This is a genomic window from Micromonospora sp. NBC_01699, from assembly GCF_036250065.1.
Lineage (GTDB): Bacteria > Actinomycetota > Actinomycetes > Mycobacteriales > Micromonosporaceae > Micromonospora_G.
Genome location: NZ_CP109199.1, coordinates 7,996,830 through 8,010,058, shown reverse-complemented (window position 1 = coordinate 8,010,058; position 13,229 = coordinate 7,996,830). Strand labels below are relative to the sequence as shown.

At 70.1% G+C, this 13,229-nt stretch carries 14 protein-coding genes; 7 read left to right on the top strand and 7 right to left on the bottom strand.

The features are described from left to right. Nucleotides 1-98: 98 nt before the first annotated feature. Complete coding sequence (locus OG792_RS33300; protein WP_329111587.1) at nt 99-545, bottom strand: MarR family winged helix-turn-helix transcriptional regulator; 447 nt, start codon at nt 543-545, stop codon at nt 99-101. Between the two features lie 158 nt (nt 546-703). Between OG792_RS33300 and OG792_RS33295 the strand changes: the two genes are divergently transcribed. Further along, the gene (locus OG792_RS33295) at nt 704-1,285 is read left to right on the top strand and encodes a YceI family protein (protein WP_329105683.1); all 582 of its coding nucleotides are present in this window, start codon (nt 704-706) and stop codon (nt 1,283-1,285) included. 286 nt (nt 1,286-1,571) lie between these two features. Beyond that, nucleotides 1,572-3,050, top strand: a complete 1,479-nt coding sequence (locus OG792_RS33290; RefSeq protein WP_329105681.1) for a glutamate--cysteine ligase — start codon at nt 1,572-1,574, stop codon at nt 3,048-3,050. 40 nt (nt 3,051-3,090) lie between these two features. On the opposite strand, the gene OG792_RS33285 is transcribed toward OG792_RS33290, so the two are convergent. After that, nucleotides 3,091-4,425: a hypothetical protein gene (locus OG792_RS33285; RefSeq protein ID WP_329105679.1), complete on the bottom strand. Its 1,335-nt coding sequence runs from the start codon at nt 4,423-4,425 to the stop codon at nt 3,091-3,093. Nucleotides 4,426-4,610: 185 nt separating this feature from the next. Here OG792_RS33285 and OG792_RS33280 point away from each other — a divergent pair, with 185 nt between their 5' ends. Next, nucleotides 4,611-5,312, top strand: a complete 702-nt coding sequence (locus tag OG792_RS33280) for a PASTA domain-containing protein (RefSeq protein ID WP_329105677.1) — start codon at nt 4,611-4,613, stop codon at nt 5,310-5,312. A 312-nt stretch (nt 5,313-5,624) separates the two neighbouring features. Next, nucleotides 5,625-6,866 (top strand): PASTA domain-containing protein, encoded by a 1,242-nt coding sequence (locus tag OG792_RS33275; RefSeq protein ID WP_329105675.1) that lies wholly within the window; start codon nt 5,625-5,627, stop codon nt 6,864-6,866. Between the two features lie 108 nt (nt 6,867-6,974). Here the strand turns inward: OG792_RS33275 and OG792_RS33270 are convergent, their stop codons facing one another. Together OG792_RS33270 and OG792_RS33265 are read right to left on the bottom strand one after the other, a co-directional pair. Continuing rightward, nucleotides 6,975-7,442 carry a hypothetical protein gene (locus OG792_RS33270; RefSeq protein WP_329105673.1) on the bottom strand — a complete coding sequence of 156 codons (468 nt, stop codon included), beginning with the start codon at nt 7,440-7,442 and terminating at the stop codon, nt 6,975-6,977. A gap of 193 nt (nt 7,443-7,635) precedes the next feature. Then, on the bottom strand, nt 7,636-7,938 hold the full coding sequence (locus tag OG792_RS33265) for a hypothetical protein (protein WP_329105671.1): 303 nt from the start codon (nt 7,936-7,938) through the stop codon (nt 7,636-7,638). A gap of 575 nt (nt 7,939-8,513) precedes the next feature. Between OG792_RS33265 and OG792_RS33260 the strand changes: the two genes are divergently transcribed. The 3 genes from OG792_RS33260 to OG792_RS33250 all read left to right on the top strand — a co-directional run bounded on the left by OG792_RS33260 (nt 8,514) and on the right by OG792_RS33250 (nt 10,272). Next, on the top strand, nt 8,514-9,389 hold the full coding sequence (locus OG792_RS33260) for a helix-turn-helix domain-containing protein (protein ID WP_329105669.1): 876 nt from the start codon (nt 8,514-8,516) through the stop codon (nt 9,387-9,389). After that, complete coding sequence (locus OG792_RS33255) at nt 9,365-9,586, top strand: DUF397 domain-containing protein (RefSeq protein ID WP_329111585.1); 222 nt, start codon at nt 9,365-9,367, stop codon at nt 9,584-9,586. Before OG792_RS33260 ends, OG792_RS33255 begins: the two co-directional genes overlap by 25 nt. Before the next feature lie 272 nt (nt 9,587-9,858). Next, nucleotides 9,859-10,272 (top strand): hypothetical protein, encoded by a 414-nt coding sequence (locus OG792_RS33250; protein ID WP_329105666.1) that lies wholly within the window; start codon nt 9,859-9,861, stop codon nt 10,270-10,272. Here the strand turns inward: OG792_RS33250 and OG792_RS33245 are convergent. From OG792_RS33245 to OG792_RS33235, 3 genes are all read right to left on the bottom strand, one after another. After that, nucleotides 10,240-10,851: a hypothetical protein gene (locus tag OG792_RS33245; protein WP_329105665.1), complete on the bottom strand. Its 612-nt coding sequence runs from the start codon at nt 10,849-10,851 to the stop codon at nt 10,240-10,242. The two genes, OG792_RS33250 and OG792_RS33245, sit on opposite strands and share 33 nt — an antisense overlap. A gap of 112 nt (nt 10,852-10,963) precedes the next feature. Continuing rightward, nucleotides 10,964-11,743 carry a 3-ketoacyl-ACP reductase gene (locus OG792_RS33240; RefSeq protein ID WP_329105663.1) on the bottom strand — a complete coding sequence of 260 codons (780 nt, stop codon included), beginning with the start codon at nt 11,741-11,743 and terminating at the stop codon, nt 10,964-10,966. After that, nucleotides 11,740-13,167: a hypothetical protein gene (locus tag OG792_RS33235; protein ID WP_329105662.1), complete on the bottom strand. Its 1,428-nt coding sequence runs from the start codon at nt 13,165-13,167 to the stop codon at nt 11,740-11,742. The genes OG792_RS33240 and OG792_RS33235 overlap by 4 nt, the downstream gene beginning before the upstream one ends. Nucleotides 13,168-13,229 lie beyond the last annotated feature (62 nt).

The window sequence follows — 13,229 nt, the reverse complement described above, 5'->3', positions numbered from 1 at the left end:
GGTAACACGGCTTATGCCGAAGTGCGCGAATGACTTCTGCCGGTTTTTCTGCCGGTCCCACCGGTGCTCGGGATGGACCTCCTTCGCCGGTGCGGGAGTCAGGCGGCGGGCGCGGTGTCGTCCATCCCGGTGCTGCCGGCGGTGGCACCCGGATTGACCGCGTCCCGTACGTCACGCAGCGCGCCGAGCAGTCCGTGTAGGGCCTCCGGGGCGAGTTGCGAGGTGAACCACCGCTCGATCAGCGCCAGGTGGCCGGGGAGGGTCTCCTCCAGACGGACCATTCCGGCGTCGGTCACCACCGCGAAGAGGCTGCGCCGGTCGGACGCGCAGGCGTGCCGGCAGAGCAACCCGTCGCGTTCCATTCGGTCGACCACGCGGGTCACGCCGCTGGTGGAGAGGGAGGTCTGGGCGGCGAGGTCGCTCATCCGCAGTTGCCGCTCGGGTGAGCGGGCCAGGCGCATCAGCACCTCGAACTCGACCGGCGACAGCCCGTGCTCGTCGAACTGGGCGGCGAACCGGGAGGTCAGCCCGGCATGGACCTCCATCAGCAGCCCGAGGGCGGTGATGCGGGGGTCGTCGGAGAGCTTTTCGATCGATGCCACCGGCACATCCTAGCAATCCTTGACAACGGGAATATTGCTCAGTCTATAGTTGCTCCGTCAGTCGTTGATGTACTCAATCATCCCCCGGAAGGGTCACGATCATGACCAGCAGCACGAACTCCGCCACCCGTGACTGGGCCGGCCTGACCATCCCGGCCGCTGGCACCTACCTGCTCGACCAGGCGCACAAGCGCGTCGGCTTCGTGGCCCGGCACATGATGGTGAGCAAGGTGCGTGGTGAGTTCACCGAGGCGACCGCCACCATCACCGTCGCGGAGGACCCGTTGCAGTCCTCGGTGACCGCGACCATCTCGGCCGCCAGCATCACCACCGGCCAGGCCGACCGCGACGCCCACCTCAACGGCGGCGACTTCTTCGAGGCGGAGAAGCACCCCAACCTGGAGTACCGCAGCACCGGCGTGAAGTCGCACAGCGGCGACGAGTTCGTGCTCAGCGGTGAGCTGACCATCCGCGGCGTCACCAATCCGGTCGACCTGAAGGTTGAGTTCCACGGCGTCGGCACCAGCCCGTTCGGGCAGGAGATCTTCGGGTTCACCGCGACCACCGAGATCGACCGTGAGGACTGGGGTCTGACCTGGAACATGGGCCTGGAGACCGGTGGCGTACTGGTCGGCAAGAAGGTCAAGATCGAGATCGAGGGCGAGGCCGTCCGCCAGGCCTGATCGACTCTCCATATCGGACAGTGTGCTACCCGCGTCCGGTACGCGCGCGCCCACCCCGGGACCGGTTCGCCGGTCCCGGGGTGGCGCGAATTTGAGACCGAATGCGAGCGTGGACTGACTCTGTGCGATGGTTTGATCGACGTCGTTGGCGGCCCGTCCGCCGGCACCGTCGCTGATCTGGTCGGACGCGGTCCTTACTCGTACCGTAATAGTTCGGTCGCGGGAAGAATCCGGGCATCGGCTCCTCCGGGCTGCGCCGACAGCGCTTCGGCGCCGGGGAGGACACATGGGCACTGAGGTCGGACAAACCGCATTCTCCCGCGCGGATCGCATCCGCTACCGGCAGAAGGTACGCCGCTGCCTGGACGTCTTCGCGCTCATGCTGGACGACTTCGGCTTCGACGCCGAACGGCCGACCACCGGCCTGGAGATCGAGCTGAACCTGGTCGACGCCGACGCCGAACCGGCGATGCGCAACGAGGAGATCCTGGCCAACCTCGGCGACCCGATGTTCCAGACCGAACTGGGACAGTTCAATCTTGAATTCAACGCCCGACCGCGCCTGATCGAGGGCACCGGCTTCGCCGACTACGAGCATGACCTGCGGGTCAGCCTGGACCGCGCCGACGACCGGGCGATCAAGGCCGACGCCTCCGTCATCCTGATCGGCATCCTGCCCACCCTCACCGAGCAGCACCTGGTCGCCGACAACCTCTCGACGAACGCGCGGTACCGCGTACTCAACGACCAGATCGTCGCCGCCCGTGGCGAGGACATCGAGATGGACATCCGGGGAGTCGAACGGCTGCACACCCAGACCGACTCGATCGCACCCGAGGCCGCCTGCACCAGCATCCAGCTCCACCTTCAGGTCGCGCCGGACAACTTCGCCAGCTACTGGAACGCGTCCCAGGCCATCGCCGGCATCCAGGTGGCGGTCGGCGCGAACTCGCCGTACCTGTATGAACGGCAACTGTGGGCGGAAACCCGGGTAGCGGTCTTCGAACAGGCCACCGACACCCGGCCGGACGAGCTCAAGGCCCAGGGCGTACGACCACGGGTCTGGTTCGGCGAACGGTGGATCAATTCGATCTTCGACCTGTTCGAGGAGAACGTCCGCTACTTCCCGCCGCTGCTGCCGATCTGCGAGGAGGAGGACCCGGTCGAGGTACTGCACCAGGGCGGCGTACCGCGCCTGGGTGAGCTGCGGTTGCACAACGGGACCGTCTACCGGTGGAACCGCCCGGTGTACGACATCATGAACGGCCGCCCGCACCTACGGGTGGAGAACAGGGTCCTGCCGGCCGGTCCGACCGTGGTCGACATGCTGGCCAACGCCGCGTTCTACTTCGGACTGGCCCGCGAGCTGGCCGAGGCCGAGCGACCGATCTGGAGCCAGCTCACCTTCAGCGCGGCGGAGGAGAACTTCCACTCCGCCGCCCGGCGTGGCATCGACGCCGCGGTCTACTGGCCCCGGCTCGGCGAGGTAAGGGTCACCGACCTGGTGCTCGACGTACTGCTTCCCCGGGCCGCGGTCGGACTGGACCGGTTCGGGGTTGCACCGGCCGAGCGCGACCGCCTGCTCGGCATCATCGAGCAACGCTGTCTCACCCGCCGTAACGGTGCGGTCTGGCAGGCAAAATCGGTGTGGGCCGCCGAGCACCGCCACGGCCTGGACCGCTCGGCCGCGCTGCATCGGATGCTGCAACGGTACGGCGAGCTCCAGCGCACCAACGAACCCGTACACACCTGGCCCATCGACTGACGAGGGAACCGGCCCGGTCCCGTCGCGGGTACGCGGGCAGTCAGCGGGTACGGCGTCCGAACCGGGCCGACCTGCTCTTCGGCTTCGCCGCGTCCTCCGGCCGGTCCACGCCCGCCGACGGTTCCGGGCGCACCGCGCCGTCCTCGTCGTCCCGCTGTCCGGAGTCCGGCCGGTCGTCCCGCTGCCGCTCCGGCTCCGCCGCCCCGAACCGCTCCGTAGCGGCGTCGAACCGCTCGCTGCCCGGCTCGGCACTGTAAGGGGTGCCCGGCTCGGTGCCGTACGCGGTGGTCGGCTTGGTCTCGTGCGACGTTGTCGGCTTGGTTTCGTGCGGCCGGGGCGAGGGGCGGTCGTCGTCGGCCGGGCCATCGGACCCGCCGACCCGCTGCATCGGTACCGGATTCCGCTCCGGTGACTCCGTCGGGTCGGCACCCGCCGGTTCCGAACGCACCGGCCGGGCGGTCGAGGCGCGCTGCGCCAGCGCCGCCACCAGCGCCGAACCGGCCAGGCCGGCAATCACCGCGTACGGTGCGGCCAGGTGCGCCGAGACCTGCTCGGCCCGGATCCCGACCAGCCTCGGCGCGGCCAGGAAGTACGCGGCGGCGACCAGCAGCGGCCCGGCCACGCCGGAAACCACCGCCCCGACCCGACGTTCGGGCAGCCGTGCCGTGGTGCGCGCCGCGAGCGCTCCGATCAGCAGCGCCGAACCGAGCGCGAGGGCTGCGCCGGGCCAGTAGAAGTAGTCGCGGAACCAGAACCGTTCGCTGTCCGAGGTGATCTGCCAGACGCCGAGCTGTGCACTGCCCAGGCCGCGCCCGGAAACCACGCCGTCGACGACCGACACGATCGCGAGCAGCCACAACCAGCCGACCGTGGCGATCACGTTGCTGGCGACAGCCGGCGAGGAGAGCGCCCAGATCGCCATCACCAGCCCGAGCATCACGCCGATGACCGCGTACCCGGCGGCGATGCTCTGCGGCGAGACGCTGTCGGCCCGGGTCGCCGCCCTGGCCGGTACGGCAACCAGCGCGACGGTGACCAGCCCGCCGACCGCGCTGGCCAGCGCCAGCGCTATCCGCCACAGTCCGGCGGCGAACGTTCGTCCGGCCGGCGTGAGGGTTCCCACCGGGCTGGTCGAGCGGGCGGTTTCCGGCGCGCCGATTCGCTGCGCCGCGATCGCACCGGCAACCGTCGAGGTGGCGGCGATCCAGGCGGCCCAGGCGAGACTCGCCACCCAGGATGCCTCGCTGGTACCGCTCGCGGACGGCAGCCAGGCGATGATGCCGAGCCCGTAGCCGAGCCCCAGTTGCGCGGCACCAGCGCCGGCAGCTACGCCGATCGCGATGGCGACCGATCCTCCCCAGCCTCGTACGGCCATGCCGGGCAGCGTAGCGTCCACCCGCCGGCAGGGCGAGTCACGGCGGTCGGGGTGCCGGCCCCCTCACGGAGGGTGCGGATCGACGCCCGATTGGATGGCGGTTGCCGGTAGCCAGCACACTTCATCAGTCAGATGTTGATTGTCGGCGGGCGGTTCGGTGCCCGGATGGTGAGGCAGTGGTCGACATGACGGATGGGAACACGAGCTGGCAGACATCGTCGCCGGTCGAACAACCGGATCGTCCGCGCCGAGGTGCGATGGTCGCCGGTGCGGCGGTGGCGACGCTGCTGCTCGCCACCGTCGGCGCGATCGGCGGTTGGGCCCTGGCCAACAGCGAGGGCACCGATCCGAGTACCGACGCCGGACCGGGGGCGACCAGCACCCTCGACCCGTCCCCGTCGCAGACGTCGAAGCCCCGTCCGACCACCGCGGCGCCCAGGACACCCCCGGCGTCCGGACCACCGGCCGGTCAGTTCGCGCTGCCCGACCTCACCGGTCAGAGCTTCGAACGGGTACGGGAGGACCTGCGTGACCGTGGCCTCGGCTGGCGCCTGATCTTCGGTGGCTCCGGCGAGGATCCGACGGTGGAACGTACCGATCCTGCGGCCGGCGCGAACGTACGCAAGGGCACCACCGTCAAGGTGTACGTGGCGGGGGCGGCGCCGCTGACGGACGTACCCGAGGTGACCGGGCTCAGTTGCAGCCAGGCGCAGTCACGGCTGGTCGAAGCGGGGTTCGAGCCGGACTACCGCAGCGGCAAGAGCGGTCCGGTGCTGCGGCAGGACCCCGCACCGGGCGAGCGACTGCGGTGGAACGAGAAGGTCGCGGTCTACTGCGGCAGCCTGCCGAACAATCCGCCCGGACAGCCCACGCCGGCCGCCACCTGACCCCGACCCGGTCTCCCCGGCCACCGGACCGGGCGTCGGGTGGGTCCGGCCGGAGGGCGGGTGATCCGTGTCCGGTGGTGCGGCGGTTGGCGGAGCAGTCAGCCGGATAAATTGGACGGGCGCAGTTTGCCGGGGAGAGGACGTGCCATGGCGAAGGACGGTCATCAGCCACGGGACGTGGCCGAGGAGCCCCCGACCGAGCCCATCCCGCAACCGCCCGAGCCCGCAGCGCCCTCGGAACGGCCCGCAGCTCCGGACAGGCCCGCAGCGACCGGTGAAGAATCCGTCGGTGAGCCGGACGAGCCTGCCGACGTGTCGCAGGAATCCGTCGGGCAGCCGGAGCAGGGCGGGGAGTCCGACCGGGTGACCGCGCCGGATGCCGAGCCGGCACCGGCGGACCCGGCGTCCGCGCCGGATGCGGTCGACCGGCAGCCGGCCTCCGACGAGACGATGTTGCTGCCGGGTACGCCCACCGCTCCGCCGGCCGACGAGACGGTGGCGTTGCCTCCGTCCCCCGCCCCGGCCAGCGACGAGACGGTGGCGTTGCCTCGCCCGTCCGCCGCTCCGGCGGCCGACGAGACACAGGTGTTGCCGGACCGATCGTCCGGTCCAGGCATCGACGAAACGCAGGCGTTGCCCCCATCGCCCGCCCCCACCGGCGGCGACAGAACCGTGGCGTTGCCCGCCCCGTCCACCGGCGCGAGCGTGGACCAGACGGTGGCGTTGCCTCCGTCCGCCGGCCCGGCCAGTGACGAGACGATGGCGTTGCCTCGTTCGAGCGGCGGGTCGGGTGGGGACGAGACGATGCCGTTGCCGGGCCGGTCGTCGGGCTCGGAAAGCGATCAGACCATGCCGATTCCGCGTCCACCGACCGGTCCGGCGGGCGACGTGACGGCGAAACTACCCCGCCGTACGTCAGACGGGTTGAACCGTACGGCGACGTTCCCGGCGGTTGGCGACGGCGGCCAGCCACCGGGCGGGGCCTGGTCGGGGCGGGCAGGGGTTCCCCCGCCGGCGCCGCCGGTAGTACGGGGACCGGCACCGGCCGAGTGGTCCGGTGACGACGGGCACCCGCGGCGTTGGTGGCTCCCGATTCTGGTGGGACTGATCGCGCTGGTCCTGCTCGGGGTCCTGGTGTTCGGCGTCTGGCTGATCGTGCAGGGGAATCCGGGCGACAACGGACCCGCACCGGTCCGACCGTCGCCGAGCCCGACCGCCACGGCTGCGCCGACATCGGCGGCGCCGACCACTCCGGCGGCCACTCCGACCGAGAGCGCCGCCGCCATCGTCAGCGTGCCGCCGGTGATCGGGCTGAGCCAGGAGGACGCCCAGGCACTGCTCGACCAGGCGGGGTTGCCGTTCCAGGTGCAGTTCCGCGAGTCGGATCGCCCGGCCGGTACGGTCATCGCCTCCGATCCGCGGCCGAGTACGCCCATCGCCGTCGGTTCGCAGGTCACCCTGACGATCGCCGAACCGCCCGCCCCGACGGCGACCCCGACTCCGGCGCCGACCACCGGGCCCCCGGTCACGCCCGACCCGACACCGACAGGCTGATCCCCCGGGCCGGAATCCGCCGACATCCGGTCGACGTGGCTCCGACGGAGATCACCGGGGCGGGTGGATCACCGGGACCGGAGCGGAGATCATCAGAGCCGGAGCGGATCACCAGAGCCGGCGGCGTCGGCCGACCATGGTGAGGCCGATCGCCGCGATGAGGAGCCCGAGCAGGCCCGAGTAGACCAGTGAACGCTGGTAGCCCGTCGGTCGTTGGTCCATCGCCCGGTCCGGGCCGGTGGCGTGGGCACTCGACCGGGTGGCCAGCGAATCCGAGCCACCGACGCCGCCCGCCGGTGGCGTCGGGTCGACCGGCGGTGGGATCGGGGCGACCACCTCCGGTGGTGTGGACCCGCCGGGCAACCTGGTGGGAGGCAGCGGTGTCGGCCACCCGTCCGGCGTCGGCGACCGGAGCTGGTCCGGCAGTGGGTACGACGGCCACACGGTGTTCGTGTCGGCGGGCCGCTCCTGCGGTGCGGGTGAGGTCAGTGCGGCCGGGCCGGTGGATCGGGAATCGTCGTTCCCACAGCCTGCGGCCGTGCCGCCGAGCAACACGACGAGTACGGGAAGGAGCATGACGGGCAGCGTCGGGCGGTGCCGAGCGCCGGATTTCGTGGCCATGGCCACCCCTGCGGTTCGGGCCTCGCTTGCGAGTGGTTCGCCGCCCGACTCGTCCGTTCTGTGAGCCGTACGGTCATCCCGAGTCTATGGGGGTGGGCCCGGCGGTGCCGGTCGAACGCCGGGATGCCGCATCCCGCGCCGGTACGGGTCAGCCGACCCGTACCCGGATCGGCGACGCGTTGCGGCCCGGGACGGTCCGTGGTCCGGCGTTGAGGTGTCGGGACGCGGGAGCGGCGAGCCGGACCGCGCGCAGCCCGTCCAGCTGTACGAAGATCGAGCGACGGGCGACGGCGTCCAGCGCGCTGTTGAGTTCGTATCCGTCGAGCCAGATCCATCCGTCGTACGTGTGCCAGTCGTGTGCCCGGATCACCCGGAAGAGGATCGGCTCGGCGAACTGGACGCTCGCCGCGCGGGTCACCTGGAGGACGTCACCTGAGCGGGGAGGAAGCACATCGACTCCTGTCCGAACTGACCTTGGCTGGACGATTGAGCTGGTGAGCTTTGCCACGGGAACCCGTTGTCGGTGTCTCGCGGTATCCCGCCGCCCGCAGCGGTGGGCTGGGGTGCTGGCCGGGCCGCGTCGAACCGGCGCCGGTCCGTACGCCGGCCCGGCCAACACCCGTCAACTCCGGGACCGCGCCAGCCGCCATAGCCGTGTGGCGTACAGCGGCGGGGCTATTACCCCGGAGCTTGTCCGGCTGGGGTGGTAGCGCGGAGGGCGGCACCGTCCGTTAGATAGGGAGGGCCGGTGCACGACCTCACTAGATCGAAACGCTGAGTAACCCGAGCCATACGGACAGGGTGCACGAAGAGCGTGATCAATGCAAGTTGCAGCATGGCTCTTGCGCGTTCGGTGTCGCTGATGCTTGAAGTGTCGCGTGTGGACCCGGCACACTGGGGCGGTCTTCGCCGCCGCGGCCGGCTGACGTACGTCCTTTTCCCGCCGCGAACCTGATCGCCCGCCGCCCCGACGGTCGCGCACCGCGGCGGGCCGAAACTCATGCGCGATCGACCGGAGGTGACCCGGTGTCCGAGCGCCGGAGCCCGACAATCCGCCGCCGCCGACTGGGAGCTGAGTTACGTCGGCTCCGTGAGGCCGCCGGAGTGACAATCGAGGTGGTCGCCGAGCGGCTGGAATGTTCGCAATCAAAAATCTCACGTATTGAGACAGGCCATACCACTGCCACAGTTCGTGACGTACGCGACATGATCAGTATTTATGGCATCGTCGGCGTCGAGAGCGAAGACCTGTTGCAGATCGCCCGGGAGGCTCGACAGAAGGGTTGGTGGGCCTCCTACAGCACCGTACTGACCAGCGCATACGTCGGATTCGAGGCTGCTGCCGGCTCGATCCGGGCGTACGAGCAGCAGGTCGTGCCGGGTCTGCTGCAAACCGAGGACTACGCCAAGGCGATGATCCGTTCGGCCCGCCCGGACATCACCGCCGAAGAAGTCGAGCAACGCGTCCGTGTCCGGTTGAGTCGTCAGTCGTTACTGAGCCAAGACGATCCGATCGACGTGTGGGTGGTGCTCGATGAGACGGTGGTGAGTCGGCCGGTCGGTGGCGAAGAAGTCATGCGCGACCAACTGAAGCGGTTGGTGGAAGCGGCCGATCAGCCGAATGTGACGATCCAGATCTTGCCGTTCGACGTCGGTGCGCATGCCGGCATGGACGGCACCTTCACGATTCTCGACTTTCCGGAACCAGGTGACCCGCCGGTGGTGTACGCCGAAAATGCCACGGGTGGTCTCTTCCTGGAAAAGGCCGACGAATTGCAGAAGTACGCCTTTATTTTCGACCATATTCGAGCAGCGGCCATTCGTCCGGAGGACTCCGTAGCTCTTATTGGAAAGTTAGCAGAGGAGCCATTGTGGAAGTGGAGACAAAGGGGTTTCGCGTAGACCTCACCAGCGCGGCGTGGTACAAGAGCTCGCGTAGCGGGCCGAATTGTGACAACTGCGTCGAGGTGGCCTTCGTGAGTGGCGCGATCGCCGTTCGTGACTCGAAGAACGCGGCCGGGCCAGCCTTGATCTTCACGCCGGACGAGTGGGACGCCTTCGTCGGCGGTGCCAAGGACGGCGAGTTCGACCTGGGCTAGTCAGACGCACCATGCGGGCCACTTTGAGCGCGGTCACCCGATGGGTGCCCGCGCTCTCCATGTCCGGACCCCGGCACCCGCGCTCTCCATGTCCGGCACCCGCGCCGGCACCCTTCCCAGTGCTCCGCCGCAGGTCACGGCAGGTGTGGCCGGCTACTGATCCGTTCCACGCCGTCGCCACCGCCGGTCCGCGTCGTTGTACCAGGCGGCGCGGCACCCCGCTGGGCCAACCCGCCGCGCGGGTTCGCGACGGAGCGAGGCAGGCGAGACGGATGACGATTGGGTCGGAAAACCTGGGCAATGGGTCGGCGAAGCCGGAACGGCTCGCCGGTAAGTATCGCGGTGCCCGACGGGACGGTGTGCTGGCCGACGACGGCCCTCCCGGCCAGGACCTCGGCTCCCACGACGGTGGGGTGACCGACCTGGGATCGACCGGGCCGGTCAACCGGCCGCCGAAACTGCCGTCGCTCGACCTGGGCGGGCTCACCGAGCCGGTGTATCCGCCGCCGGACTGGGCCGAACCGCAACCGGAGTCATTGGTCGATCACCCATTGTTGCGTGGGCTGTTGCTCGAATTGCCGTCGAAGGGCTCGCTGCCCCGCCAGGAATGGCTGGACCGGTGGTTCGAAGCCGCGCGGGCAATTCTCGAACTGCTATACGTGCAGGACTCGGGTCGCCCGCGCTGAAGACGACGGCACGGCCGGTCGTACCGCGGTCGAACCCTCGGCGAGCCGGCTGTGCCGCAGCGCGTGCCGTACGCCGATGATGCTGACCGCGGCCAGGCCGACGGTGAGCGCGAGCCCGGCCAGGGCCGGCGCGGCCAGCGGGACGATCGAGGTGGCGGCCGCTACTGCGGGCAGCATCACCAGCCCGGCCACCTGTAGCGGCAACGCGACCATCGGATGCGCCGCGCCGGCCCGCAGCACGGGCGGGACCGGAGCGTCCGGGGCCGCGGCAAAGGCGCCGGCACCGGCCCGCAGCCGGCGGAGCCGCCGTACGGACAGCTTCGCCACGGCGATCGCCGGCACGGCGGACAGGGCCAGGACGAGCGGTGCGCGGTCGGCCACCGTCGGGCCCGACGCGACCAGCGCGGCCAGCCCGAGCGCTGCCATCGCCCCGAGCCCGGTCATCGTCAGGGCCAACAACCAGGTGGTACGACGACGCAGCGCGCGGGGACTGTCCGATTGCGGCAGTCCATCCGCGACGATGCCGGCGGTCAGCCACACGAGGGCCACCGCGATCAGCACGGCCAGGTCGATATCCACCAGTCCAGCATTGTCCGGTTCCCCGCGCGGGAAATCAGGGCCGTGCCCTGGGCCGCCCCCGGAGTTCGTCCAGTAGGGGTGACCCGGGGCATCCGTCCGAGCCGGTGAGCGGCTAGAGCGTACGCAGGTGGAAGCCGCCGTCGACGTCGATGACCTGCCCCGTGCTGAACGGGAGCAGGTCGGTGGCGACCGCGACCACCGCCCGGCCCACGTCGTCGGGCTGTCCCCAGCGGCGGATCGGCGTCAGCCCCTGGTTGAAGATCAGATCGTCGTACCGTTCCTTCACCCCACCGGTCATGTCGGTCTCGATGATGCCCGGCCGGATCTCGTACACGTTGATCCCGTGTTCGGCGAGCCGGGCGGCGTAGAGCTGGGCGGTCATCGCCAGCCCGGCCTTGCTCACGCAGTAGTCGCCACGGTTCACGCTGGCCGTGTACGCGCTGATCGACGAGACGATCACGATCTTCGGACTGCTGACGATCCCCGCCGCCTGATGCTCGATCATCGTCCGGGCGGCGAGCTGGACCAGGAAGTACGGCCCCTTGAGGTTGATCTCGATCAGCCGGTCGAAGGACTCCTCCTGCGCGTCCAGCAGGTCGGCCCGAACGTTGGGCGCCACGCCCGCGTTGCTCACCAGCAGGTCGAGCCGGCCGAACGTGTTGACGGTTTCGTCCACCAGGTGCTGCCGGTCGGCCCGCTGCGAGACGTCGGCCCGTACCGGTAGGGCCTGGCCACCGCGCGCCTGCACCTCCTTGCCGACCTCGCGGGCGGCGTCGGCGTTGCTGGCGTAGTTGACCACGACGTCGTAGCCGGCTCCGGCGAGCGAGAGCACGATGCCCCGCCCGATGCCCCGGGAGCCGCCGGTGACGATCGCGACCGGCCGCCGGCTCACCGGGCCGCCCCGACCGGCGTCGCAATCACCGGTACGGACGCCGCCACCGGCCCGAAGAAGGTGTAGTACGGCTCGTCGCGGGCCACCCGCTGGACATAGAGGGCCAGTTCACGAGCGTGGTAGTCGCCCCACATGCTCGACTCGCCGTTCGGCACCCGCTGTCCCGCCGGTACGTGGTCCCAACCGTTCGGCCGGTGGTAGACCGAGTGCAGGATCAGCCCCTGGTGTCCACCGTCGGTGCTCAGGTAGGGCTCGTCGAACAGGGTGTCGCAGACGGTCAGCCCGGCCTGCCAGTAGCGCTGCCCCTCGGCGACCCGACCGATCGAGCCGAGGTAGCGGCCGAGCCGGAGCAGCCCCTGCGCCCCGATCGCCGCCGCCGACGAGTCCACCGGCTCGTGCGCGTTGTACGGGTCGGCCGGGTGCTCCAGGTAGTCGCCCATCCGGGACAGGCCGGGCGCACCGGTGTCCCAGTAGGGGATCCCGTCGACCGGGGTGTGGGCCAGGTAGAAGTCGCAGGTGGCGATCGCGGCCCGGAGCAGCGTCGCCTCGACCCCGGCCCGGCCGCCGTACGGCTCGAACGCCTCGTCCGGCAGGACGGCGAGGAATTCGAGCTGCTCGGGGAAGCCGAGCATGGCCCAGGCCAGTCCCCGGGTCCAGGTGCTGAACGGGGAGTAGCCCTGCTGCGTGCTCGGGCACCGGTAGCTGCCGTCGTTCACGTTGAAGATCGACTCATGTGCGGTACGACCGGAGATGTCGTAACTGTCCCGGCCCTCGCCGTAGAAGACGTTCCACCGCGCGGTGTTCGTGGCGTGCTCGATCAACCGGCCGAGCAGTGAGATCCGCTCGTCCCGCTCACCCATCAGTACGTGCCCGAGCAGGTGTGACACGGCCAGTGCCCGACAGGAGCGGATGGTGTCGACGAAGAGCGACTGCGGCCCGTTGAACGAGTAGATGTAGCCGGTGCCGTCGATCGTGTCCCGCCACCGGGCCGCCTGCACCGCGCCGGTGAGCTTCAGCGCCAGCTCGTGGAAGTGCCGCTCGCCCCGGTCGTCCGGGATCCGCCCCTCGTTCATCAGCCGCCACAGGTTGCCGTACGTGCTGACGTTGTTGAACCCGTGGTCGTGTACGCCGATGTGGCTGACGTGGCTGGCCATCACCGCCACGGTCTGCTCCCGCCCGATGTCGAGGAACCGCCGCTCACCGGTGGCGTCGTACTGCAACAGCGCGGAGCCGTACTGGAAGCCCTGGGTCCACTCGGTCCACCCCCGCGCGGTGTACCGGCCCTCGACCGTGAACACCGGCGACGGCGAACCCGCCGGACAACTCCGCTCGATCGAGTCGATCTTCTCCGCCGACAACGCCCAGAGCCGTTCGATCTTCGGCACCAGCCGCCCCGGACTCAACTCCCCATCGCTCCTCATCATGCGCCCAGCATAGGAAAGCGCTTGCCCAAAGCCCACCCCCACCCCTCTCCCACCCCCAGCCA